Below are 25,344 nucleotides of genomic sequence, written 5' to 3' on the forward strand. Positions count from 1 at the left end.
TTCAGCAGTTCGGCGGTGTCGGACTTCCGGCCGGCGGGCGGCCTTGGATCTCGCCCCAGGCGTACCCGCTGACCGCCTTTCCGTCGAGTGTGCCGGAGTAGGAGAAGAGACCCTCGTAGACCGCGCGTCCGAGAGCGTTCAGTTCCTGATCCTGCGCGGTCGCGCGGAACACGAGGTCGGCGCCGGGGCGCGATGCTGAGGCATCCAACGTCACGGCATACGAGAGCTCATAGACATAGCAGCTGTGCGGCGAGGTCCATGCGCTTGCTGGGTCGGGCGTGATGTGGATCGCGCCCTGCGGCCAGTTGGCGGTCGGGTTGAGGGTTCCATTGGCTGATTGGGAAGATCCGGCACCGCCGAGCATGGCGTAGTAGAGATTTCCGACGTCCTGCTGGCCTGTCACCGCGATCAGCATGCCCTGTTCGGTATCGGGCAGTTGGACCGAGAACTCGGTCCAGGCATACCCATTGCTCACGATGTACTTCGCGGAATCGTTGTACGTTTCGGTGAGATTGTCGAAGAACAGCACGCCGCCCGTGCCGCCGCCGGCGTATGTCGATCCGATCTGTATCGACCACGACTCGACCTCGACGAGCGGCATCGAGTAGTAGTGCGAGCCCTGCCCGGTCATCGGGTCGTTGGTTTCGGCGAGGTAGCTTCCGATGTCTCCGCCATAGGTGTTCATGATGGCCGTGCGCTGATCGGTTGTAGCGATGGGGCCACTGGATGCCGGTAGTGGCGTCCCGTCGAACATCCACAGCGGGAAGAACCCGTTGGGTCCGTATCCCCACTGAATGATGCCTGTTGTATCGCGTGCCCGGATGGTCAGTGTGGTCGGTTCGCTGACGCCGGACTGGTAGATCCCGGTGTCGACCGAGACGGTGAGCTCGTAGACCGCGCCGACGGCGCCGATGGCCCCGGTAACAACTCTCATGTCGACCGTCTGCGGTGATTGGCCGTTGTTCTGCTGTTCGACGTGGATCTGCCAGGGCTGGTAGCTGATGCTCGTGGGAACCGTGATGTCGGCAAGGCCATCGATTCCGCCGAACGCGGGACCGGTGTTCTGGTCGAGGCGGTTGAAGATGAGCCCTGACTCTTCGATGGTGAGGAGGGGTACCTGGAGGCCCGGGATGACCGAGTTTCCCTGTGACATCAAGGCGATCGCGTTGATGCTGCCGTCACTGCCGACAAGGTGTCCGAAAAACTCATAGGACTGCGAGTCGTACTGGGGGAGCCCTGTGGACAGGTAGGCCCGAAATCCGGTGCAGTCGCGCCCCTGTGCGAGCGGCACGGGGGAGTACTTGGCGATCGAGCCGAACGCGAGGACGGGATCCGTCGGGGGAGTGTCGCTGGTGGGGCACGCCGGCGGAATTGTCGGGGTCGGGGTGGGCGTCGGCGCGGGATTCGGTGTCGGCTGCGGCGTCGGGCGATGGGAACCACCACCACCGCCGCTTCCGGGACCTGTTGGTGTGGAAGGCGACGGCGTCGGACGTGTTGTTGCCGTGGTGGCGGGGGTTGGGGTCGCCACACGCCCCTGGATGGTTGCAGAGGGCGAGGCTGAGGGGGATGCAGAGGCCTCAGGCGCAGCCGTCGGAGGTCCGAAAGTGCAGGCGCTCAGCCCAAGGAGGGTCAGCGCCATGACCGGAGCCAGCACCATCGCGCGAACAGAACCCACGGGTCGAGTCTCCCACACGGGGTCAGCCCGGCAGGGTTCCTTAGATGTTGCGGAACGCGGCGACGGCGTTGTGTCCGCCGAATCCGAACGAGTTGCTGATTGCGACGTGATCGCCCTCACCGAGTTCGACGGCTGCACCCACCCGCAGCGGGATCTCGGGATCCTGCTCCGTGATGTTGATCGTCGGGGGAGCGATGCGGTTGTGCAGCGCCAAGACGGTGAAGACGGCCTCCAGAGCGCCGGTACCGCCTAGCAGGTGTCCCGTGGAGCCCTTGGTTGCCGACACGGGGATCTCGTGAACGCGGTCACCGAAGACCGACAGCAGCGCCTTGTATTCGGCGATGTCTCCGGTCGGTGTCGAGGTGGCGTGTGCGTTGATGTGCGTCACGTCATCGACAGAGGCGTCCGCCTGCGCGAGAGCCTGCAGAACTGCGCGGGAAGCGCCGAGGCCCTCGGGCTCGGGCGCCGTGATGTGGTACGAGTCAGCCGTGACGGAGCCGCCGGCCACGACGGCGTAAATCCGGGCACCGCGGGCACGCGCGTGTTCTTCGGTCTCGAGCACCAGCGCGGCGGCGCCCTCACCCATGACGAAACCGTCACGGTCGATGCTGTAGGGGCGTGACGCGTGAGCCGGGTCGTCGTTGCGGCGTGACAGGGCCTGCATTGAGGAGAAGGCAGCGAGGGTGATCGGGTGGATGACCGACTCGGTGCCGCCCGCGATCACGACATCTGCGAGGCCGAGGCGGATGTGCTCAACGGCATTGACGATCGACTCGGTGCTGGATGCGCAGGCCGAGGCCACGGTGCGTGCGTATGCACGTGCTTCCAGATGCATCGAGATAGCCGCGGCAGGAGCATTGGGCATGAGCATGGGAACCGACATCGGCATGACTCGACGCGGGCCCTTCTCGCGAAGGGTGTCCCACCCGTCGAGGAGAGTCCACAGTCCGCCGATTCCGGTGGCGAAGTCGACGCCGAGGCGCTCAGGGTCGACGTCCGGGGTGCCTGCGTCGGCCCACGCTTCGCGGGCAGCGACCAGTGCGTACTGAGACGACGGGTCGAGGCGCTTGGCTTCGGGCCGGGCGAGCACGGTGTCTGCCGGGACGCGTGCCGAAGCGGCGAACGTCACGGGAAGCTCGTACTTCGAAACCCAGTTATGCTCGAGCGAGCGCGCGCCAGATTCGCCGGCCAGCAGTGCCGACCAGGACTCTGGCGCCGTTCCCCCGATGGGGGTTGTGGCGCCGATACCGGTGACGACGATACGTGAACTGCTCATGTAGTCCTCAGGGATGGTCCGGTGGGGGCGGCGCCCCCACCGGAGATCGGGTCACGCCTGGTTCGACGTGATGTAGGTAACGGCGTCGCCGACGGTCTTGAGGTTCTTGACCTCGTCGTCGGGAATGGTCACGCCGAACTTCTCCTCGGCGTTGACGACGATTGTCATCATCGAGATCGAGTCGATGTCGAGGTCGTCGGTGAACGACTTCTCCATGGCGACCTCGTCGGCAGAGATGCCGGTCTCGTCGGTGATGAGCTCGGCGAGTCCTGCGAGGACGTCGTCGTTTGTGAGTGCCATGGGTATCTCCCTCTGGGTTGATATGGATGGGTTGTGGTCGGTGTGGGCCTCAGGTGAGACCGTCCTGCAAGTCTAGAGTTCGAGGTTCGTGACTCACGGAAGGACGACGACCTGCGCGCCGTAGACCAGGCCCGCTCCGAAACCGATCTGCAGGGCCAGGCCGCCGCTCAATTCGGGGTGTTCCTCGAGAAGCCGGTGCGTCGCGAGCGGGATGGAGGCGGCGGAGGTGTTTCCGGTCGTCTCGATGTCGCGTCCTATCACGACGGACTCGGGAAGCCCGAGCTGCTTGGCGAACTCGTCGATGATCCGCATGTTCGCCTGGTGCGGAACGAAGGCAGCGAGGTCGGATGCCTCGACTCCGGCAGCCGCGAGGGCCTCACGGGCGACCTTGACCATCTCCCATACCGCCCAGCGGAAGACCGTCGGGCCTTCCTGGCGCAGCGTAGGCCACGGTGCTTTACCGTCGCGGAACTCCGTCAGCGTGTGGTTCATCCCGACGGCGTCGGCCTTCGAGCCATCCGAGCCCCACACCGTCGGGCCGATCCCCGGTGTCTCCGAGGGGCCGACAACGGCAGCACCAGCACCGTCGCCGAGGAGGAAAGAGATCGAGCGGTCGGTCGGGTCGACGATGTCACTGAGCTTCTCAGCTCCGATCACGACGGCGTAGTGTGCGCCGCCCCCGCGGATGAGAGCATCGGCTTGCCCCACGCCGTACGCGAACCCCGCACACGCGGCGTTGAGGTCGTACGCTGCGGCATCCTTTGCTCCGATGCGCTCCGCAACGATCGCCGAAACTGACGGGGTCTGCCGGGGGTTGGAGATCGTCGCCACGATCACGGCGTCGATCTTGTCCGGAGAGACGCCTGACTTCGAGACGGCTTCGGCGGCGGCATCCGCGGCGAGGTCGATCGCGGTGGTCGTTTCCACCGCACGCACGCGGGTCACGATTCCCGTCCGCTGGCGGATCCACTCGTCGCTTGAGTCGATCGGACCGACGAGATCATCGTTCGGAACGACTCGTTCGCCCCGGGCGGCGCCATAGGCATAGATCCGTGTGTGCGCAGCGCCCTGGGGCTGACGAAGGGACGCGGTCATTCGGCTTCTCCTTGAGCGGATGCGGTGGCCAGAAGCTCGGCCGCTGATGTGAGGTCTTCGGGAGTCTTGACCGCGACTGAGGGTACTCCGCGCAGAGCACGCTTCGCGAGGCCGACAAGCGTGCCGCCGGGAGCGAACTCGATGAGTCCCGTGACGCCCGCGGCTGCGAAAGACTGCATACACGCGTCCCACCGAACCGGGGAGGCAACCTGATCGACGACGAGCGAGAGCGCCTCCGCGCCGCTGCTTACTAGCGAACCGTCTCGATTCGTCCACAGCTGCAGGCCCGGATCGGACGGGGTCACGGCTGCTACAGCTGACCGCAGTGTCTCGACCGCCGGCGCCATGTAGTGCGTGTGGAAGGCGCCCGCAACCGAGAGCGGAATCACACGGGTCCCCGCCGGCGGCTCGGCGCTCAGCGCGGCGAGCGCCGCTGCCGCACCTGCCGCCACGATCTGTCCGCCCCCGTTGAAGTTCGCCGGTGTGAGCTCGAGCTCGGCGAGGCTCCCCTCGACGATTGCCTGGTCGCCGCCGATGACGGCGCTCATTCCGGTGTCTGCGAGCGATGCGGCATCGGCCATCGCCCGGCCGCGGATCCCGACAAGTCGTAGGGCAGTCTCCGCATCAATGACGCCCGCCGCTGCAAGGGCGGCGAACTCGCCCACGGAATGCCCGGCGACCCCGTCGACAGGCGTAGAGACGCGCTGTGTGAAGAGCTCCCACGACAACACCGAGGCCGCAACAATGAGCGGCTGTGCGATGCGCGTGTCGCGGATGGTGTCGGCATCCGCCTCGGTTCCCGCTCCGATGAGGTCGACCTCTGCCCACTGAGAGAACTGCTCGAGCCGCGCACGGACTCCATCGAGTTCGAGCCAGGGTCGGAGGAATCCTGGTGTTTGGGAGCCTTGACCGGGGAAGACGGCGATCATCACCATCCCATCCTGCCAGCGTGTCGAGAGGTCATTCTGGAGATTCTGATCGAGAAACCGCGCATTCGTTTGTCGCGCGTCTACACGATCACGCTGATACGCGGCGGTGCAGCGCGGTAGGTCGGCGCCGCACGGACTCGGTGCCCATCGACCCCAGAATAAGCGCGGTCTGGAGGATGAGGGCCTCGCGGGGACCCGTGGCATCCCAGCCGATGACTTCCGAGACGCGCTTGAGGCGATACCGAACCGTGTTCGGGTGCACGAAGAGTTCGCGCGCGGTGGCCTCGAGCGACCGACCGTTGTCGAGGTAGCTCCACAGGGTCGTGACAAGATCCGTCGAATGCGCGTGCAGGGGACGGTAGATGCGTTCGATCAACGTCTGCTTGGCCAACGGATCACCGGCCAGCGCGCGCTCCGGAAGCAGGTCATCGGCCTCGACCGGCCGCGGCGCATGCCGCCATGCGCGGGCAACGGCAAATCCCGCCAGTGCTGCGCGGGCGCTCATGCTGGCATCGACCAGCGCCGGCACCGCGGGGCCGAGCACGAGGTATCCCGGCCCGAAGCCGGGCTCGAGGCGCCGAGCGATCTCGGGGAAGGGCAAGTCCTGCTCGGCGTCTTCTGAGCGCGGTGACGGCTCTGACCTCCCGATCACCAGAACCAATCGGGATCCCTGCACCCCGATGAGCACATCCACGCCGAGCTTGCGCGCGGTTCGGCGCAGCTGGTCGACGTCGAACTGTGGCGGTGTCGTGCCCACCAGAACAGCGACTTCTCCGTGGCCGTGCCATCCGAGCGCCGCAATCCGGCTCGGCAGCTCCTCGTCGGTTTCGCCCGTGAGGATCGAATCCACGACGAGAGCTTCCAGCCGTGCATCCCACAGCCCGCGCGCCTCGGCGGCTCGGGCATACACGTCGGCCGCCGCGAAGGCGACCTCCCTCGAGTAGAGGAGGATCGCCTCACGCAGGCTCTCGCTCTTGCTCGCGATCCGCTCTTCGGTCACCGTCACTGACACACGGATGAGCTGAAGCGTCTGCTGCAGGCTCACACTGCGCAAGAGTTCTCGGGGCGCAGCGGCGAAGATGTCTGCGGCGATCCACGGCGTCGACTGCGGATCGTCGTACCACTGGATAAATGACGTGATACCGGCCTGGGCCACCAGGCCCACCGCGGACCGACGCGCAGGCGGCATCTCGGAGTACCAGGGCAGGCTCTGCTCGAGCCGCTGGATCGTCGCGGTGGCGAGATCCCCCGAGATGCGGCGTAGCCACGCCAGAGTCTCGGCCTTGTCGGTGGGATGCGCTGTCATGGCCGGGTCGTCAGCTCTCCCCGCCTGCGTTTCCGCTGGTGCCAGCCTTGACGTTGTGCAGGTCGTACTTGCGGATCGCCTGGCCGGCAAGGGCCCGGTCGACGACGCCGTCTTCAGCCAGTGCCTGCAGCGTGCGAACCACGATCGAGGGGCCGTCGATCTTGAAGAAGCGTCGTGCTGCCGGACGCGTGTCCGAGAACCCGAAGCCATCGGCGCCGAGCGTTGCGAAGCGCCCCGGAACCCACGGACGGATCTGATCCTGTACGGCGTGCATGAAGTCACTGACGGCGACCACGGGGCCCTCGGCATCCTGCAGCTTCTCGCTGATGTAGGCGCGGCGAGGCTCATTCTCGGGGTGCAAGAAGTTGTGCTCGTCGGCGGCAAGGCCGTCGCGGCGCAGCTCCGTCCACGACGTCACCGACCACACGTCGGCCTGAACGCCCCAATCGTCGCGCAGCAACTGCTGGGCTTCGAGTGCCCACGGCACACCGACCCCCGAGGCGAGCAGCTGCGCACGCGGGCCGTCGCCCTCGGCGGTGGAGATGCGATGGATGCCGCGCACGATGCCCTCGACATCCACACCCTCGGGCTCTGCGGGCTGAACGAGCGGCTCGTTGTAGACCGTGAGGTAGTACATGACGTCGGGGTCGGGGTGGTGCCCGCCGTACATCCGCTCCAGGCCCGACTGCACGATGTGCGCGATCTCGTAGCCGTACGCCGGGTCGTACGACACCGTCGCAGGGTTCGTCGACGCCAGAAGGTGCGAGTGGCCGTCGGCGTGCTGAAGACCTTCACCCGTCAGGGTCGTGCGTCCGGCGGTCGCGCCGATCACGAAACCGCGAGTCATCTGGTCGCCGGCAGCCCACTGGGCATCGCCCGTGCGCTGGAATCCGAACATCGAGTAAAAGACGTAGACGGGAATGAGCGGCTCGCCGTGCGTTGCGTACGACGTACCCGTAGCGGTGAACGCAGCCAGCGCGCCGGCTTCGTTGATGCCGACGTGCATGATCTGGCCCTGCGGGCTCTCCTTGTAGGCAAGAAGCAGGTCGCGGTCGACCGACGTGTAGTTCTGGCCGTGCGGGTTGTAGATCTTCTGCGTCGGGAAGAACGCGTCGATGCCGAAGGTCCGTGCTTCATCCGGAATGATCGGCACGATGCGGTTGCCGAAGCCCTTGGCGCGCAGCAGGTCCTTCAGGAGCCTGACGAAAGCCATCGTCGTGGCGACTTCCTGCGTTCCCGAGCCCTTCTTCGGGAGCGCGTAGACGTCGTCGCCCGGCAGCGTGATCGGGGTGTGCGAGGTCCGGCGCTGGGGGAGGAACCCACCAAGCGCGCGGCGCCGCTCCATCATGTACTGGATCGTCTCGTCCTGCGGGCCGGGGTTGTAGTAAGGCGGCAGGTACGGGTTCTCCTCGAGCTGGGCATCCGAGATCGGGATACGCATCGAGTCGCGGAAGTGCTTGAGGTCTTCGAGCGTCATCTTCTTCATCTGGTGGGTCGCGTTGCGTCCCTCGAAGTGATGGCCGAGACCGTAGCCCTTGATCGTCTTGGCGATGATCACGGTGGGCTGGCCCTTGTGCTCGACTGCTGCCTTGTAGGCGGCGTAGACCTTGCGGTAGTCGAGACCACCGCGGCGCAGCTTGCCCCAGATCTCCTCGTCGCTCCAGTCCTTCACGAGGGCTGCGGTGCGCTCGTCGCGGCCGAAGAAGTGCTCACGGATGAACGCCCCATCTTCAGCACGGTAGGTCTGGAAGTCACCGTCCGGGGTGGTGTTCATGAGGTGCACGAGTGCGCCGTCGGTGTCTTTGGCGAGCAGCTCGTCCCAGCCGGTTCCCCACACGACCTTGATGACGTTCCAGCCCGCACCCCGGAAGAAGCTCTCCAGCTCCTGGATGATCTTCCCGTTGCCGCGCACCGGCCCGTCGAGACGCTGGAGGTTCGCGTTGACGACAAACGTGAGGTTGTCCAGGCCCTCGTTCGCGGCGACCTGAAGCTGGCCGCGGCTTTCGACCTCGTCCATCTCGCCGTCACCGAGGAATGCCCAGACGTGGCTGTCGCCGACATCCTTGATGCCACGGTTTGTCAGGTACTTGTTGGTCATCGCCTGGTAGATCGCGTTAATCGGGCCGAGCCCCATCGAGACGGTCGGGAACTGCCAGTAGTCAGGCATCAGACGTGGGTGTGGGTACGACGGGAGGCCGTTGGGCGCCGCCGACTTCTCCTGCCGGAAGCCGTCGAGCTGGGCCTCGGTCAGGCGTCCTTCCAGGAACGAACGAGCGTAGGTTCCGGGGGAGGCGTGCCCCTGGATGAAGATCTGGTCGCCGCCGGAGGGGTGGTCCGGGCCGCGGAAGAAGTGGTTGAAGCCCACCTCGTAGAGCGATGCAGAGGAAGCGTAGGTCGAGATGTGACCACCGACGCTGATGCCGGGGCGCTGGGCGCGGTGGACCGTGATCGCCGCATTCCAGCGAATCCAGCGTCGGTAGCGGCGCTCCAACTCCTCGTCGCCGGGGAAATCGGGTTCAGCATCCGGCGAGATGGTGTTGATGTAATCCGTGGTCGGCACCTGCGGCACGTTGAGCTGAAGCTCGTGCGAGGTCTGCAACAGGCTGAGCATGATCTCTCTGCCTCGCCCCTGGCCCTTGGCCGAGACGAGTTGCTGCAGGGACTCCTGCCACTCCGTGGTCTCGTCGGGGTCGCTGTCCAGCGGCCCCTGCGAGTACGGATCCTGATCGTTGACGGTCACGTGAAACCTTTCTTCGACGGGCAGGGTGTGCCACGAACGGGCGGCCGAGCGCTGCAGGGTAAGCACCGCAGGGTCTGGTCGTGCGCGTATCTGTATGGCAGACCACGACCCAGCCTAGCGATTCCCGCATCCGGTGGGAGCGGTCGATGAGCCACAGCTGTCTCAGCAGAAACGGTGGATGCCGCATCCGCCCCGTAGACTCGCCTCGAGGGCCTTTAGCTCAGCTGGTAGAGCGCCACGTTTACACCGTGGATGTCGTCGGTTCGATCCCGGCAGGGCCCACATGAATGCGAGTCCCGACGATCAGCGCCGTCTTCTCGAGGTTGCTGCCCTCGATGCCCGCACCCGCGCTGCTTCTGCTGCGGCACGCTCACCTGAACAGGCAGCTCGGATTTCAGAGCTGATGCAGACGCGGACAGAGCTGAACCAGGACCTCGTTCGCGCGCGGGGAGCTGTCGATGACGTCCGCGCAGAGCAACGTCGCCTCGACGACGACCTGAAGGTGGTCGAGGCGCGTATCGCCCGGGACGCCACACGGCTCGCCGACTCTGCCAACGCCAAAGAGGCGCAGAATCTCGAGCACGAGCTCGCCGCGCTGGCGCGGCGAAAGAGCGATCTCGAGGACGCGGACCTCGAGGCGATGGAGCGGGCGGAGGCAGCTGAAGAGATCGTCGCGGGCCTGGAAGCTCGACTGCGCGAGGTCAACGAGGAGGGCGCATCACTCAGTGCCGGCGCCAAGGCTGCGGTATCAGCGGCCCAGGCCGACGAGGCGGCGGCGACCCGGGATCGCGAGGCTGTCGCATCCACGGTTGACCCCGATCTTCTCGGCCTCTACGACAAGCTCGCCCAGCGCAGTGCCGGTGCCGCCCTGTTGACCCGACAGACCTGTGGTGGGTGTCACATGGTCCTTGCGGGCAGCGACCTCAGTGCTCTGCGCGCCGCCGCGCCGGAGGCCGTCGTGACCTGCCCAGAGTGCGGCTGCATCCTCGTCCGCACGGAAGAGTCCGGGCTCTAGACCCCGCTGCGCTGCGTCCGCCTCGGCGTTGAGTTGAATCGGAAAGCTGCCGCGTAGACTCGGCGGTGCGAATGGGTCGGCCGGACGGTCGCGTCGCGGCAGTGCCGCGCCGAGGAACGTCCGGGCTCCACAGGGCAGGGCGGTGGGTAACACCCACCCGGAGCAATCCGCGAGACAGTGCCACAGAAAGCAGACCGCCGGGCTCGTCCCGGTAAGGGTGAAAGGGTGGTGTAAGAGACCACCGGAGTCGTGGTGACACGGCTCGCACGGTAAACCTCGTCCGGAGCAAGGCCAGACAGGGGATGACGACGCGGCTCGCCGAGTCCCCGGGTAGGCCGCTAGAGCGGCGCGGCAACGCGTCGCCGAGAGAGATGACCGTCGACGGAGCACCAGCTCCCGAACAGAACCCGGCGTACAGGCCGGCCCATTCGCCCGGCTGACGCGTTGCAGCGCCTGACGGATTCAGTCCGCGGCGGTGGTCTGGGCCAACTGAGGCATCGCCCCGAGCGAGAGCGCGGCTGCGCCGATGATTCCGGAGTTGTTGCGGTGCACGGCCGGCACGATCGGGGTGTTGAGCTTCAGCAGCGGCAGGAACTCTTCCGGGTGCTTCGACACCCCGCCGCCGACGACGAACAGGTCGGGGGAGAAGAGGAATTCCAGGTGGCTGTAGTACCACTGGAGCCGCTTGGCCCACTTCTCCCATGACAGTTCCTCGCGCTCCATCGCGGAGTAGGCGGCGTAATACTCGGCGTCCTTGTCCTTGCCGGGACGGGCGAGGTGGCCGAGTTCGGAGTTGGGAATGAGGACACCGTTGTAGATCATGGCCGAGCCGATACCCGTGCCGAGGGTCGTGAGCAGAACGAGGCCCTGGACCCCCTTCGCGGCACCGTAACGGACCTCGGCAACCCCTGCGACATCCGCATCGTTAGCGAAATGGATGTCGCGGCCCAGGCCGTCCTCGAAGAACTTCTCGGCCTCGAACCCGATCCACTTGTCGGAGACGTTCGCTGCCGACAGGGTCTTGCCATTCTTGACGATCGCGGGGAATGCAACGCCCAGAGGGATGTCGGTGTCCGCGACCTCGAGCGTGTCGAGAACCTGCTTGACGGCCTCCAGCACCGCGGGCGGCTCCGCTCCCGGGGGAGTGGGCACCTTGATGCGATCGGTGACGAGCTCACCCGCTTCGAGGTCGACAACACCTCCCTTGATTCCCGTGCCGCCGATGTCGATGCCCACTGCGCGGGTCAGGTCAGATGCCATGCGATCAGCCTACCCATCCGCGCGCCTCTGATCAGTAGGATCGAGTCAACGGAACCCACCGAGGGAGCAGACGTGTCCGCTGACGCCGAGAAGTACTGGTACAACCTGACCACTGGTCAGGTGGAGAAGGGCTTCGAATCGCCCGCGGTCGACCGTGCCGGTCCGTTCGACACCGCAGAAGAGGCGGCTCGGGCGCCGGAGATCATGAAGGAGCGTTCGCGCGCCTGGGCCGATGACGAAGCCCGCGAAGACTCCTGGGGCTCCGGCGGCAGCGCCGCCCACTGACGTTCGTACCGAGAGGACCTCCATGGACAAGCAGCGGGACTTTGTTCTTCGCACGATCGAGGAGCGCGGCGTCAAGTTCGTGCGCCTGTGGTTTACCGACGTGATCGGCACGCTCAAGTCGGTGGCCATCGCGCCAGCCGAGGTTGAGGGCGCGTTCACGGAAGGCCTGGGCTTCGACGGCTCCGCGATCGAGGGGCTCACCCGCTCCTACGAGTCCGACCTTCTGGCGCACCCCGACCCGACGACGTTCCAGATCCTGCCGTGGCGCGGTGAGATCGACCCGACCGCGCGCATGTTCTGCGACATCACGACTCCCGATGGCCAGCCTGCTGTCGCCGACCCTCGCCATGTGCTCAAGCGGACCCTCGCAAAGGCCGCGGACGCGGGATTCACGTTCTACACGCATCCCGAAATCGAGTTCTACCTTCTCAAGTCGTCGGCGTACGGAGCCGATGGCCCCGATCCGGTCGATTCCGCTGGATACTTCGACAACGTTCCCGGCGGCACAGCGCACGACTTCCGTCGCCGGTCGGTGCGGATGCTGGAAGACCTGGGCATCTCGGTCGAGTACAGCCACCACGAGGGTGGTCCCGGGCAGAACGAGATCGACCTGCGCTACGCAGATGCGCTGGCGACAGCGGACAACATCATGACCTTCCGCACGGTCATCAAAGAGGTCGCGATCGAGCAGGGCGTCTACGCAACGTTCATGCCCAAGCCCCTCAGCGGTCAACCCGGCAGCGGCATGCACACTCACATGTCACTGTTCGAGGGTGATGTGAACGCCTTCTACGAAGAGGGCGCCCAGTACCAACTGTCGAAGGTTGGACGGCAGTTCATCGCGGGGCTCCTGCGCCACGCAAATGAGATCAGCGCCGTCACCAATCAGTTCGTCAACTCGTACAAGCGTCTCTGGGGCGGCGACGAGGCGCCGAGCTTCATTTGCTGGGGACACAACAACCGCTCAGCGCTCGTGCGCGTCCCGATGTACAAGCCCAACAAGGGTCAGTCCTCGCGCGTCGAGTATCGTGCTCTGGACTCGGCGGCCAACCCGTACCTCGCGTACGCCTTGCTCCTGGCTGCCGGTCTCAAGGGCATCGAGGAAGGCTACGAGTTGCCGGCCGAGGCGGAGGACAACGTCTGGTCGCTCACCGATTCCGAGCGCCGGGCCTTGGGGTACGCACCGCTCCCGGCTAGCCTCGACCAGGCGCTGGAGTACATGGAAGACTCCGAACTCGTGGCAGAGACCCTCGGTGAGCAGGTGTTCAACTACGTTCTGCTGAATAAGCGTCGTGACTGGCAGCATTATCGTGCGCAGGTCACCCCGTACGAGTTGAAGAGCAACCTCGAGATGCTCTGACGCGCGCGGGACCGCCGATGGCATCCACCGAACGGACCACGGGTCTGACGGAGCTCGCGCGCGTGGGCTTCAGCGAGCTCGCTCAGGCTGATGCTGGCCTCACGGAACTTGCTGGGTCGCTCGGGATCGACCGAGCCCAGATCGCGGCTCCTGCGACAAACGCTGCCGACCCCGACGCGGCGCTGCAGGCTCTTCTCCGGGTTGCGCGTCGTGATTGTGACGCCCTCCGGGTAGCGGCGCTCGATGAGCGACGCTGGGCCCACCTGTGGTTGCTGCTCGGGGCTTCACGAGGCTTCGGGGAGTTCTACGGCAGGCATCCGCGCGAAATCGTGCAGCTTGAGGGAGGGGCTGACAGCCTGCCCAATGAAGCCGAGCTTCGTGAGGCTCTCCTAAGTGCAGTCGGGGTGGAGGGAGGGTTTGCCGACGACGGGTCCGAGGCTGCCTGGGTTCGGCTGCGGATTGCGTATCGGACGGAACTGGCCCGAATTGCGCTGTTCGACCTGTCGCACGTTGCCCCGGAGGCAGTCCTGGACACTGTGTCTGCTGCACTCGCCGACGCTGCGGGCGCAGCTCTCGAGGCATCCCTGTGCATCGCCAGGACCCGCATCTCGACGGGGGGACCCGCTGGCCAGTTCTCGCGCGAGCAGGTCGATGCGACGCAGTTCGCGATCATCGGGATGGGCAAGTGCGGGGCCCGCGAACTGAACTATGTCTCTGACGTAGACGTGATTTTCGTTGCGGGAACGGATGACGAGTCCCTTGTCTCCGAGGCCCGCGCCGTCGACATCGGCACCCGACTGGCCGTCCAGACCATGCGAGGCATCTCTGGTGTCGAGATCGAGCCGCCGCTGTGGGAGGTCGATCCGAACCTGCGACCCGAGGGCAAACAGGGAGCTCTCGTGCGCACGCTCGAATCGCACGTTGCCTATTACGAGCGCTGGGCGAAGAGCTGGGAGTTCCAGGCACTTCTGAAGGCGCGGCCCATCGCGGGCAATAGAGCCCTCGGAGATGCGTACATCGACGCAGTCCGGCCGCGTGTGTGGGCGAGCGCCACACGCGAGAACTTCGTCGACAGCGTTCAGCGGATGCGCGAGCGCGTCACAGACCACATCCCGCCCGACGAGGTGGCCCAGCAGATCAAGCTTGGTCCGGGTGGCATCCGCGACGTGGAGTTCACTGTGCAGTTGCTGCAGCTGGTGCATGGCGTGAGCGACGAGGCGATCAGGCAACGGGGCACGCTCGCGGCGATCGATGCGCTGGTGACCGAGGGGCACATCGGGCGCACGGATGCTGCAGCATTCGCGCGCGACTACCGGCTGTTACGGCTCCTCGAGCACCGTCTGCAGTTGCGTCGGCTCTCACGCACGCACCTCATGCCGACTGATCTCGACGAGTTGCGGGTCTTGGCGCGTTCGTCCGGTCTCGCGGATACCGGCGCAGATCTCGTCACTCAGTGGGAATCGATCAAACGGGAAGTCCGCGATATTCACGTGCGGCTGTTCTACCGGCCGTTGCTGTCGGCCGTAGCAGCACTACCCGCCGAAGAGCGCGCCCTGTCCGAGGACCAGGCCCATGATCGGCTCGCGGCGATCGGCTTCCGCGATCCGCCTGGCGCTCTTCGCCACATCCGCGCGCTCACGACAGGGCTCAGTCGAAAGGCGACAATCCAGCGCCACCTCATGCCTGTGATGATTCGTTGGTTCGCCGACGGCGTCGATCCCGATTACGGTCTGATCTCGTTCAGACGCCTGAGTGAGCGTCTCGGCGATACTCCGTGGTTCCTTCGAATGCTGCGGGACTCCACGGGTGCGGCTGAACGCCTGACGCGTGTGCTCTCCGGTTCGCGATACGTCGGAGAGCTCGTCGAATGGATTCCGGAATCGGCAGCCTGGCTGGACGGCGAAGACCAGCTGAGACCGCGATCAGGCGTGGCGCTGCAAGAAGAAGCGCGGGCCATTCAAACTCGCCACACTTCTATCGAGGATGCAGCTCGGGCGGTGCGGGCATTGCGTCGACGGGAGGTGCTGCGCACCGCAATGGGCGGGGTTCTTGGCATCCTGTCCATAGACGAGATCGCCGAGGCGTTGACGACGATCGCCGAGGTGACGATCCAGGCGACACTCCGGGCAGTACGCCGCGACGTCGTGCCTCCCGAGGACGACGCCCTTGACTTCTCGGTCATTGCTATGGGCCGCTTCGGCGGGTCGGAACTCGGTTTCGGCTCGGACGCCGACGTTCTCTATGTCTACCGCGCCAACGGCGTGGACGAGAGCCGTGCTGCGCAGCTGGCCGGCGCGCTTGTTGCAGGTCTTCGTCAGCACTCGGAGGACCTGAGGCTCCCGCTCGACCTGGATGCCGACCTTCGACCCGAGGGGAGGTCGGGCCCCATGGTCCGGTCTCTGGATTCCTACGCGGCTTACTACCAGCGGTGGTCACTCTCCTGGGAGGCGCAGGCGCTCCTTCGCGCGCGGGGTGTGGCAGGCAGTGTGAAGCTCATCGGTGCCTTCACGGAGCTCGCCGACACAGTCCGCTATCCCGAGCGAGCCGATGAGAACGGTTTGCGAGAGATCAAGCGCATCAAAGCCCGCGTCGAGAACGAGCGGCTCCCGCAGGGGATCGATCCGGCTCGCCATCTCAAGCTCGGTCCTGGTTCTCTCAGCGACGTCGAATGGCTCGTGCAGCTTCTCCAGCTTCAGCACGCGCACGCGGTGCCCGATCTCCGCACGACATCAACACTGCGCGCACTGGACGCCCTCGTGACGCATGGTCTCCTTCCCGTGAGCGCTGCAGATCGCCTGCGACACGCCTGGGTGCTCGCGAGTCGGCTGCGGTCTGCGAACACGCTGCTTTCAGCGCAGACGAGCGATGTCCTGCCCAGCGACCGACAGAAGCTCGACGGCCTCGCGCGCCTGCTTGAGTATCCGCCCCACTCGGCATCCCAGGTGGAAGAGGACTATTTGGGTGCGACCCGGCGTGCCAGGCGGGTGTTCGAGAAGTACTTTTACGGCTGAGTCGGCGGGCGATGTCAGTTCACGCGAAAGCCCCGCATCCAATCGGATGCGGGGCTTTCGTCGTACCGGGTCTCAGACGCCGAAGTACAGCTCGGCTTGAGGATCTGAGAACCGGAGGGTGTCCCACAGGATCGTACTCCCCTGTGAATACAGGGAAGTGCGATGTTAAGCATGGGGTGGGTCGCTGCTGCCGCTGTCCGAGAACCTGTCCGTTTTGCGGATTCTTGGCCGTCCTACGGGGTTCGCTGGAGGACGACGGGTGGTGCCGCCTACCTCATTGGTATGAGCGACGACCGCCCCCGCCTCTGGACTCCGCAGGAGCTTGCAGAGTACACGGGCATCCCGATCAGGACGCTCGCTGACTGGCGGACCGAGCTTGCGCGCAGCCGAGGTCTCGGATTGCCGTTCGTCGCACTCTCGTCGCACAACGTCCGCTACCGCGATGAGGATGTCGAAGCGTTCATCGCCGGGCGGATCGTGGCCCCGACGGACAGGGCGGGCGACTGATGGCGCGGCCGAAGCGCGCACTCGGCGAACTCGGCAAGGTGACCTACACCGTCGAGCCGAGCGGTCTCGTCATCGCGCGAGGACGGGTCTATGACGGCAACGGGCATGAGCGCCGTCCGAGCGGCAGCGGAGCGACCGAGGCCGAGGCGCTGGCCGCGTTGCAGGAGGCGGCTGATGTCGCTGTCGGTCGAGTCCTGGCGCGACGAACGCAGTTCATGACCGTCGCAGAGCTGGCGACGACGTGGCTGAAGACGGCGTATCACGACGACGATCCACGGGTGCTGCGCCAGCGCCGCGAGCAGACGGTCGATGGCTACGCATCGGTGGTCCGAGCGCATGTCATCCCGCGTGCCGGTGCCATCCCCATTGCCGACATCACCGCCGACCGCGCCGACGGTCTGCTCATGGACATCGCACGAGAGAAGTCGGTGACGACCGCGAACAAGGTGCGGAACGTGATGTCGCTCATGTTCGACTGGGCGATCCAGCAAGGGCACTTCTCGGCTGCCGGGTCGATCCAGCAGACGCGGTATGGAGCGGTCGTTGTGGCGAACCCGATCCGTGCGACCAGGCGAGCGGATGAGCCGGACACGGTGTACTTCGAACTCGACGCGGTGCCGGTAAAGTACGTCCTCCATCTCATCCGCGACGTGTGGCCGGAGCGGCATCGGACGCGCTATCCGGTGGGCCGTCGGCCCAACTACAAGCTGCTCGCCGACTACATCCTCATCACGCTCGGCACCTCCGAGAGGACCGCGGAGCCGATTGCGATCCGGTTCCAGGACGTGCGGTTCGAGGCGGTGGAGCAGCCGGACGGAAGCCTGACGATGGAGGCACTCGTCTGGGTGGGCGGGACGATGGTTCGCACGAAGTCCCGCGGTCTGTTCCGTCAGGACTCGCCCAAGGCGGAGCGGCAGAAGCGTTGGGTTCGCGTTCCGAAGTTCGCAGCCAAGGTTCTGAGTGAACTCGTGGCGAGCCACGTTCCCGATCCCGAACGGAATCCAGACGACGTCCTGTTCACTACCGAGCGCGGCCGTCCGCGCGATCCCAGCGCGGTCGGCGAACTGTTGCGGATGTTCCGCCGCGAGTTCGAGCCGGAGCTGCTGGCTATCGGGGTCGATGCCGAGCACCTCACCTTCCGTAGCCTCCGCAAGGCCGTCGCTGCGGCGGTATCGGACACGGCCGGCGTCGAGGTCGCACGCGATCTGCTCGGGCACAGTGACGCGGCGATCACCGAGGGGCACTACGCGAAGCGCCCTGATCTCATCGTCGAAGTCGCGGCCGATGCGCTCGACGAGGTGTTCGCGGGCATCGACGCATGAACTGCCGCGAAGAGGGAGAACTGATGATGCACAGATACGCTTCGCTGACTGTGCAGGTGGAGGTAGGATGTGAGCATGACCCCGGCACCCTTGACGATCGACCCCGAGGACGTGCGCGCCAGCGCGCGGGAGACTTCGGAGCTCCCCGCCTGGTTGGAGAAGGTGGCGGAGTACGTCCAGCGCGCGGCCTCCGAGGGCGAGACCGTCACGTTGACGGCGAAGCAGCGGATGCTCACCCCGGAGCAGGTCGCATCGCTGACCGGGGTGTCGCGCTCCACTATCTCTCGCAAGATCAAGGCGGGGGAGATTCACGCCGTCAAGGTCGGCAACCGCAACCGCATCCCCTACGAGGAATACCAGCGGTGGTGGGACCAGGCGATGGGCGACGTGATCGAGCTGGTGCGCGATGACCTCCGGGAAGACCTTTTCGGCACCCGGTGACGTGACCTTCGTCTTCCTCGATGCGAATGTCGTAGCCAAGCCCGTCACACGCACCCTGTTGATGGTCGGCGCGAGCCGCAGCGGGTTCGTCGTGGGATGGAGCGCGACCGCCGAGGCGGAGGCTGCCCGCCACATGCGCCCGAACGCGACCCGGCCCGTGGACTTGCGGCGGCGCTACGGCGGCGAGTTGACCCCTACCGGGAACGTGGCGAGGCGGTTCGAGGCCACGGACGCCAAGGACCGCCAACTCGTTGCCGACGCGGAAGCGGCCGGGGCGCGATTCATCGTCACCGAGGATGTGGACGACTACGGGCTGGCCGATCTTGCCAGCGTCGGCATCTCGGCGGTGAACCCCGACCTGTTCCTTGCGGAGCGTCTGACGCGCGCGGCGTACACCTTTGTCATCCGGCGATTCGTGGAACTCCAGGTGAGTCCACCGACGACGCCCGCGCAGTTCCATGCCGCCATCGCCAAGAACCACCCGCGCCTATTCGCCACACACGCTGACCTCTACGAGGTCGAGCCCGAGCGCGGCATCCACGGCGAGCCGGAGGTGATCTTCCGCGGCACGCGCTGCCTGCGCTGCGAGCGGATCGTCGCGGATCCGGCCACGGTCATCGACGGGCTCGGCCCGGAGTGCCGCTGAGCTACAGCCGCGGGGCGTTGCCCGACAGCGTGGCCGCGGGCGTCGCGGCGACGAAGGCGGGGGAGTCGTCTTCCCGTGCCGTGCCCTCTCGCGAGCCCAGGTTCGGCTCGTAGGTGCGCACGGTCTCGACGGTCAGCTCGGTGCAGCTTGTCTGGACGCCGGGTGCGTTCAGGCCGTCGGAGGCCGGGGGTTCCGGCATCTGGATGTCGTGGGCTCCGGTGACGATCCGCGCTGTCCCGCTGCACAGCAGTTCGTGTGGGCCTGAGCTGGTGGCGCTCGTGATCGGGCCAGGCACAGCCCCGACATCGCGGCCGAAGGTGGCGGCGCGAGCGGCGACCAGGAGCGAGCCAGAGCGGACGCCTGCCTCGACGATGACGCTCGTGTCCGAGAGTGCGGCGAGTAGCCGTGCGCGCTGCACGAAGCGCAGCCTGGTCGGCGCGCATCCGGGCGGGATCTCGCTGAGCAGAGCGCCGTTCGCGGCGATGCGCTCGAACAGCTGCTGATTGCCCGCCGGGTAGGGCCTGTCCAGGCCGCCAGCGAGGACGGCGATGGTCTTACCGCCCGCGTTGAGCGCGCCCCGGTGGGCGGCGGCCTCGACGCCGTAGGCGCCTCCACCGACGACGATGCCGCCGCGCTCAGCGGCTCCGGTCGCAAGCTCGGCGGCGACGAACTCGCCGTAGCTCGACGCGGCGCGAGATCCCGTGAGCGTGACGAGCCGCTGGACGGGGGTTCGGAGGGTGTCGACCTCACCGAGCACCCACAGCGCCAGCGGCGGGGTGACGCCGCCGATGGCGAAGCCCTCGGGCCACTCGGGATCGCCGGGGATCGAGACGTGCAGGCGGTGACGCTGGGTTGCGTCGATGACCTGCTGGAACGCCTGGGGCCTGAGCCGGGGAGCGGCGAGGTCTCGCCAGAGCGCGGCAGCCTCCGTATCGACGCCGGGGACAGGCTCGGTCGAGGTGAGGAGGCGAAGTGTCTCCTGGGCCCCGACCGCGGCTATCACCGCGGCGGTGGTGGCCTCGCCCGGCTCGAAGGCGATGGCGAGCGCGATCCTGGCGCTCCGCTCATTGGTGGTGAGCGATTCGATCGTCTCCATGTTCGCGTCCTCTCCGCTGTCCAGGCACCTGGCCTCACGAGAGAGGTGCACCCGTGGTGCCGCCCGGAGGCGGCTCGGCAGTGGCGGCTACAGGGACGGCGTACTGCTCGGGGGTTGTCGCGTCGGATCGCTGGAGTCGAACGGTTCGACCGTCACCGTGACGGCTCCCTCCCGCGACCCCAGGTTCGGCTGGTAGCCGCGCACAGCCTCGATGGTTAGCTCGACGCGCACTGACTCGAGTGAGTCAGGCTCGGGGCGGGGCTCGTCCTGCATCGCGGCGAGCTGGGACTCGACGCGGGCGAGGTCTTCCTCGGCGTCGGCGAGGGTCTGTGCGTGGCGGAAGGGCTGGCCGAGGCGCTGCTGGGTGTCGGCGACGGTCTGCTCGGCTTCTTCCAGGTCTTCGCGGGCCTGGTCGAGAAGGGAGGGGATGCCGCTGACGCGGTTCTCGATGCGCTGCACGAGCCCGAGCCCGGCTTCAAGGAATGACTCCTTCGGCAGCGTGAATCCCGAGCGGGGCACCTCGGGCAGGGAGAGGGTCACATCGAGGGCGGCGAGCCCGGAGCGGGCCTCGACGTGGATGTCGAAGCCTGAGATGCGGCCGATGATCCCGAAGTCCTTGTGCCCGTACCGCGGCAGCCACTTCCGCGCCTCGAGTCGCCCATCCATGCGGCGAGGGCGTGGGCGGCTTCGGAGCGGGAGTCGTAGTCGCGCGCGCCGAGCGTGATGCGGAACCTGTCGCCGCTCGTGTCGATCATCCGCGGGGCAGCGGCTTCCAGCCCGCGAATGTCCGCGGCGGCGCGCTCGGCGGCTGACCGGGCGCGGTTTCCGGTGTGGACGAGCATGTCCTCGTTGCGCTCGTGCGCGCGCTGGAGGCGGCGGAGCCGGTTCACCTCGTTGAGGATGACGGAGTGCTCCAGCAGGAGCGGATTGCCGGAGGCGATTGCCTTGGCCTCTGCTGCGGACAACGCGGAGGTGTCGATCTCCTCGATCTCTCGGGCGTTGATCTTGCCGCGCAGGAGCTGCGCGAACGACGCGGCCTTCCGCTCGACGGTCTGCCACATGTAGGAGTCGAAGGAACGCTCGGTGACGTAGCGGACGATCGCCACTTCCTCGTTCTGGTTGCCCTGCCGCATGATGCGACCGTCGCGCTGCGCGATGTCGGAGGGCCGCCACGGGCAGTCCAGATGGTGCAGCGCGATGGCGCGGGCCTGGACGTTCGTGCCGACACCCATCTTCTCCGTCGATCCGAGGAGCACGGCGACGTGGCCGGCACGGGCTGCGGCGAACAGGCGGGCCTTCTCCACGTCGGTCTTCGCCTCGTGCATGTATCTGACCTGCTCGGCGGGGATGCCGCGCTGCACGAGCTGCTGCCGCAGCTCGTCGTAGGCGTTCCACCTGTCCTGGTTCGGGGTGCCGATATCGGAGAACACGAGCTGGAGCGACCCGCGCACCGTGGAGGGTTGCCCGGTCACCGTGTCGAGGTACTCGTTGTCGCGGGTGCGCTCCCAGATGCGGTGGATCGCGTCGGCGGCGACGTCGACCTTGCTCGGCCCGGACGGGTCGCGGGAGATGACCATGCGGATGTCGAGCGCGGCCTTGCGTCCGTCGGTGGCGATCAGGAGCATGTTGTCTTCGTCGGGCCGCACCTGGCGGGTGGCGACCTTCTCGGCGCGCTCGGCGAGGGATGCGACGTACTGTTCCAGCTCGACGGTCGGCTGCACCGGCACGGTGGAGGGCGCGCGGCTGCCGTCGTCGCGCTGCACGAGCGCGGGCACGGGCAGGTCGAGGTCTTCAGCGGTCTTCACGTCGGCGAACACCGACCACATCCGGAGCAGCTCCTGCCCGTTCTGGAACCGGGCGAAGCGGGTCTTCATTCGGAAGGTACTGCCGGTCGGCGAGATCTCCATCTGCGTGACCAGCTCGCCGAACGTTGCCGCCCACGCATCGAACGCGCCGACACCCGCCGACTCCAGCACGTCGGGCCGCAGGTATCGCTGCATGACATAGGTTTCGGTGATCGAGTTCGAGATGGGCGTCGCGGTCGCGGCGGTCACGACCCGCTCGCGCCCCGCGGAGCGGAGGTATTCGAGCTTCATGTGCAGGTCGCTCGCGCGATCCGAGCCCTCGATGGCCGCGTCCCTGATGTTCGACTCGGTGGCGAGATTCTTGTACATATGCATCTCGTCGACGATGACGTAATCAATGCCGGTGTCCTCGAAGCAGACGCCGCGGTCGCGGTCGGAGTCGAGCCGATCCTTGAGCTTGTTCTCCATCGCCAGGAGCTTCCGCTGGATGCGCTTGACGCTCATCCGCTGCTCGCCGGTCGCCTCGCCCAGCACTCGCCGCACGTCGTCTACCTGCCCGCGGATGTACTCCTGCTGCGTCTCGGCGCGCAGCGGGATCTTGGCGAACGCCCCCTGCGTGAGGATGATCGCGTCCCACTCGTTCGCGGCAGCGCGGGCGACGAACAGCCGCCGCTTGTCTGCCGTGAGGTCGAGGCTCGACGCCGCGAGCACGCGGGCGCGCGGGTAGATCTGGAGCCACTCGCGCCCGAACTGCTCCAGCATGTGATTCGGCACGACCACGACGGGCTTGCCGATGAGCCCCATCCGGCGCATCTCCATCGCGCCCATAATCATTTCCGCGGTCTTGCCCGCGCCGACCTCGTGGAACAGGCCCGCGGCGGGCTCGGACACCATGCGCGCGACAGCGGCTCGCTGGTGCGTGCGCGGCTCGAAGTTCGACGCCAGGCCGGGCAACGACAGATATGCCCCGGCATCCGTGTAGTCACGGAGCACGATGGAGTTGAAGCGCCGGTTGTACTCGTCCACGAGCGCCTGCGCGCGTGCCGGGTCTTCCCACACCCACTCGCTGAACCGCTCTTGGAGGCCGTCGGCCTTCTCCTGCGCTGCGGCGGTCTCGACGGGGTTGAGCACGCGACGCACCTTGCCGTCGATGTCCTTCTCCTCGTCGTAAACGAGCATCGTCCGCTGCTCCATGACGGCCTGTGCGATGTCCGGCGCGGGGCGGCGGGGCGTGCCCCATTCCGAGGTGGAGGGCAGCCCCTGCCGACCGCCGCGAATCTCCCACATGCCTGGCAGCGGGTTCTCCACGCGAACGTCGGGCGCGCGCAGAGTGCTACGCAGGAACTGCTCGTGCACGTCGGCGCTGATCCAGACGGCGCCGAGCTTCGCGTGGATGTCCTGGATGCCCAGCGGCGCGGGCAACACCTCAGCGAGCGCATCGACGTTGACCTGGAACTCCGGGTCGTCCTCGGCGCGGAGCCGTGCCGCTTCGAGCTTGACCCGCACGTCGCCCGACAGATACTCCGGCGCGTGGGTGAGCTGGTTCGTGACCGGATCGGCGAACACGAGCGTTCCCAGCGCCGCGCGCGCCTCGCGGTCGTTCATGCCGAGCAGATCGGCGACGAGGGTGATGTCGATGCGGCCGGTGCGGTCGAGGCTGACCGCTATGGCGTCGGCCGGGCTGTCGACACCCTGCACCTCGGCGCGCGGCACCACCACACGGTGGCTCATGATCGCGGCAGGCGACGCGGACTGATCCTCGTCGTCGAACTGCTCCAGCGCGAGCACCAGGGGACCGAACGGGTCGGAGCGCAGCAGCCGGATCGGTGTCGGCACGATGCGCGCGAAGGTCTCCTCGCCGTCCTCGTTCGTGCGCCCGGTGGGGCGCAGCGTGTAGCGGTTCAGCGCCCCGTAGGTGCCGACGTACTTCAGGTAGTCGCGGCGCAGCGTCGTGCGGGTGAGCACGATGTCAGGCGTGTCGTCCACGCTCGCCGCTTCCGCGGTCAGCAGGCGGGATGCCCCGTCGCGCAGACGCAGCAGTGCGCGTAGCTCGCGCTCGGCGGACTTCGGCACCGCAAGCGGCTCCAGCGAGCCGGAGACAACGGTGCGGAAGCCGCCGGTCTCGCTCGCCACGATGCTGCCGTCCCATAGCTCCGGCGCCGACGGGGTGAACGCTGCCCGGCGCGCCTGCTGCTCGGCGGTGCGCTCGGTCATCGTCAGCCCGGCCCGGCGCGCGGAGAACACGATCTGGTCGACGGCGACCGCGAGTTCCGCCTCCAAGTCAGCCAGATCGGTCGTGATGGTGAGCGTGGCCGCGTCGTACATCCCGTGGCCGACGCCGACCTCCCCGAGCATCTGCTCCGGGTGCTCGTCGAAGTAGCGGTTGATCCGCATCGGCACGCCGTCGATGGGCACCTGCGCGACCGTCTCCCAGGCGTCGTCGCGCATCTGCTCGCCCTCCGGTCGCCGCCGGAACACGAGCAGGTCGGTCACCACCTCCGTCCCTGCGGCGCGGCGGTGCGCCCCGGTGGGCAGGCGGATCGCGCCCACGAGGTCGGCCAGCTCGTTCATCTCCCGCCGCGCGCCGGGGTTCTGCGCGTCCATCGTGAAGTGCGAGGTCAGCACCGCGACGATTCCGCCGGGCCGGGTCAGGCGCAGCGACTTGATGATGAAGTGGTTGTGCATCGACTGCCGGGTCGCGTTGTGCAGCGGGTCGTGCAGAGTGACGCTGCTGAACGGCACGTTGCCGATGGCTGCGTCGAAGTGTCCTTCAGGCAGTCGGGTGTCGGCGAAGGACTCGGCGCGGACGGTCGCGTGCGGGTACAGCTCGGCGCAGATCGCCGCCGTCAGTGGATCGAGTTCCACCCCGGTCATCTGCGCCGACGCCGGCGCGAGGCCGATGAACGTACCCGCGCCGGAACCGGGCTCCAGCACCGCGCCGCCGCGGAACCCCAGCCCGTCCAGCAGCCGCCACACCTGCCGGGCGATCATCGGGTCGGTGTAGTGCGCGTTGATCGTCGTGCGCGCGGCGGCATCCCACTCGTCGTCGCTCAGCAGCTCGCGCAGCTCAGCGCGCTCGGCATCCCATTCGGGCTTCAGATCATCGAAGACCTCGGGGATCGCGCCCCAGCTCGACCAGCGGGCGAGCACGCGCTGACCCTCTGGAGACGCGGGGCGACCCGTCGAGTTCAGATCGTGGATGAGGTGGATCGCCTCCACGTTCGCCCGATAGCGTGCCTTCGCGCCCGAGGGGCCAAGGTCGTCCTGCGAGGCGG

The 25,344-nt window shown here is 67.0% G+C and carries 18 protein-coding genes, 1 tRNA gene and 1 other RNA gene; 10 read left to right on the plus strand and 10 right to left on the minus strand.

All coding sequences use genetic code 11. The features are described 5' to 3' along the window. Position 1: 1 nt before the first annotated feature. The 7 genes from ACQVDU_RS03430 to aceE form a co-directional block, all read right to left on the minus strand. The gene (locus tag ACQVDU_RS03430) at positions 2–1,291 is read right to left on the minus strand and encodes a lipocalin family protein (protein ID WP_300590514.1); all 1,290 of its coding nucleotides are present in this window, start codon (positions 1,289–1,291) and stop codon (positions 2–4) included. Between the two features lie 424 nt (positions 1,292–1,715). Beyond that, positions 1,716–2,951 (minus strand): beta-ketoacyl-[acyl-carrier-protein] synthase family protein, encoded by a 1,236-nt coding sequence (locus ACQVDU_RS03435; protein ID WP_300590515.1) that lies wholly within the window; start codon positions 2,949–2,951, stop codon positions 1,716–1,718. A 51-nt stretch (positions 2,952–3,002) separates the two neighbouring features. Further along, the gene (locus tag ACQVDU_RS03440; protein ID WP_195691493.1) at positions 3,003–3,251 is read right to left on the minus strand and encodes an acyl carrier protein; all 249 of its coding nucleotides are present in this window, start codon (positions 3,249–3,251) and stop codon (positions 3,003–3,005) included. A gap of 93 nt (positions 3,252–3,344) precedes the next feature. Further along, complete coding sequence (locus ACQVDU_RS03445; RefSeq protein WP_300590516.1) at positions 3,345–4,346, minus strand: beta-ketoacyl-ACP synthase III; 1,002 nt, start codon at positions 4,344–4,346, stop codon at positions 3,345–3,347. Beyond that, the gene (locus ACQVDU_RS03450; RefSeq protein ID WP_300590518.1) at positions 4,343–5,278 is read right to left on the minus strand and encodes an ACP S-malonyltransferase; all 936 of its coding nucleotides are present in this window, start codon (positions 5,276–5,278) and stop codon (positions 4,343–4,345) included. The genes ACQVDU_RS03445 and ACQVDU_RS03450 overlap by 4 nt, the downstream gene beginning before the upstream one ends. Before the next feature lie 85 nt (positions 5,279–5,363). Continuing rightward, a complete protein-coding gene (locus ACQVDU_RS03455; protein WP_300590517.1) occupies positions 5,364–6,581 on the minus strand; it encodes a PucR family transcriptional regulator in 1,218 nt (405 codons plus the stop codon). Positions 6,582–6,591: 10 nt separating this feature from the next. Then, a complete protein-coding gene (aceE, locus tag ACQVDU_RS03460; protein ID WP_443476256.1) occupies positions 6,592–9,321 on the minus strand; it encodes a pyruvate dehydrogenase (acetyl-transferring), homodimeric type in 2,730 nt (909 codons plus the stop codon). Between the two features lie 209 nt (positions 9,322–9,530). Between aceE and ACQVDU_RS03465 the strand changes: the two genes are divergently transcribed. From ACQVDU_RS03465 to rnpB, 3 genes are all read left to right on the plus strand, one after another. Beyond that, a tRNA-Val gene (locus ACQVDU_RS03465) sits at positions 9,531–9,603 on the plus strand. A 1-nt stretch (position 9,604) separates the two neighbouring features. Next, positions 9,605–10,336, plus strand: a complete 732-nt coding sequence (locus ACQVDU_RS03470; protein WP_292709431.1) for a zinc ribbon domain-containing protein — start codon at positions 9,605–9,607, stop codon at positions 10,334–10,336. A 72-nt stretch (positions 10,337–10,408) separates the two neighbouring features. Further along, an RNA gene (rnpB, locus tag ACQVDU_RS03475) (RNase P RNA component class A) lies at positions 10,409–10,767 on the plus strand. Between the two features lie 31 nt (positions 10,768–10,798). Here the strand turns inward: rnpB and ppgK are convergent. After that, positions 10,799–11,596: a polyphosphate--glucose phosphotransferase gene (gene ppgK, locus ACQVDU_RS03480; protein ID WP_292709433.1), complete on the minus strand. Its 798-nt coding sequence runs from the start codon at positions 11,594–11,596 to the stop codon at positions 10,799–10,801. A 72-nt stretch (positions 11,597–11,668) separates the two neighbouring features. On the opposite strand from ppgK, the gene ACQVDU_RS03485 reads away from it, so the two are divergent. The 7 genes from ACQVDU_RS03485 (at position 11,669) to ACQVDU_RS03515 (ending at position 19,168) form a co-directional block, all read left to right on the plus strand. Continuing rightward, positions 11,669–11,881 carry an SPOR domain-containing protein gene (locus ACQVDU_RS03485; protein ID WP_292709435.1) on the plus strand — a complete coding sequence of 71 codons (213 nt, stop codon included), beginning with the start codon at positions 11,669–11,671 and terminating at the stop codon, positions 11,879–11,881. Positions 11,882–11,903: 22 nt separating this feature from the next. Further along, positions 11,904–13,241, plus strand: coding sequence for a type I glutamate--ammonia ligase (gene glnA, locus ACQVDU_RS03490; protein WP_292709437.1), 1,338 nt, complete (start codon positions 11,904–11,906; stop codon positions 13,239–13,241). Positions 13,242–13,258: 17 nt separating this feature from the next. Beyond that, complete coding sequence (locus ACQVDU_RS03495) at positions 13,259–16,252, plus strand: bifunctional [glutamine synthetase] adenylyltransferase/[glutamine synthetase]-adenylyl-L-tyrosine phosphorylase (RefSeq protein ID WP_443476257.1); 2,994 nt, start codon at positions 13,259–13,261, stop codon at positions 16,250–16,252. Between the two features lie 282 nt (positions 16,253–16,534). Further along, the gene (locus ACQVDU_RS03500; RefSeq protein WP_443476258.1) at positions 16,535–16,759 is read left to right on the plus strand and encodes a helix-turn-helix transcriptional regulator; all 225 of its coding nucleotides are present in this window, start codon (positions 16,535–16,537) and stop codon (positions 16,757–16,759) included. Next, positions 16,759–18,081 (plus strand): site-specific integrase, encoded by a 1,323-nt coding sequence (locus ACQVDU_RS03505; protein WP_443476259.1) that lies wholly within the window; start codon positions 16,759–16,761, stop codon positions 18,079–18,081. Before ACQVDU_RS03500 ends, ACQVDU_RS03505 begins: the two co-directional genes overlap by 1 nt. 75 nt (positions 18,082–18,156) lie before the next feature. Beyond that, a complete protein-coding gene (locus tag ACQVDU_RS03510) occupies positions 18,157–18,522 on the plus strand; it encodes a helix-turn-helix domain-containing protein (RefSeq protein WP_211255132.1) in 366 nt (121 codons plus the stop codon). After that, positions 18,488–19,168: a hypothetical protein gene (locus ACQVDU_RS03515; RefSeq protein WP_292709447.1), complete on the plus strand. Its 681-nt coding sequence runs from the start codon at positions 18,488–18,490 to the stop codon at positions 19,166–19,168. The genes ACQVDU_RS03510 and ACQVDU_RS03515 overlap by 35 nt, the downstream gene beginning before the upstream one ends. Position 19,169: 1 nt before the next feature. Here the strand turns inward: ACQVDU_RS03515 and ACQVDU_RS03520 are convergent, their stop codons facing one another. Then, positions 19,170–20,264, minus strand: coding sequence for a DNA-processing protein DprA (locus tag ACQVDU_RS03520; RefSeq protein WP_292709449.1), 1,095 nt, complete (start codon positions 20,262–20,264; stop codon positions 19,170–19,172). Between the two features lie 536 nt (positions 20,265–20,800). Next, the gene (locus ACQVDU_RS03525; RefSeq protein ID WP_443476260.1) at positions 20,801–25,288 is read right to left on the minus strand and encodes a helicase-related protein; all 4,488 of its coding nucleotides are present in this window, start codon (positions 25,286–25,288) and stop codon (positions 20,801–20,803) included. Between the last annotated feature and the right edge of the window lie 56 nt (positions 25,289–25,344).

This window comes from Microbacterium sp. F2, from assembly GCF_052274505.1.
Taxonomy (GTDB): Bacteria; Actinomycetota; Actinomycetes; order Actinomycetales; family Microbacteriaceae; genus Microbacterium.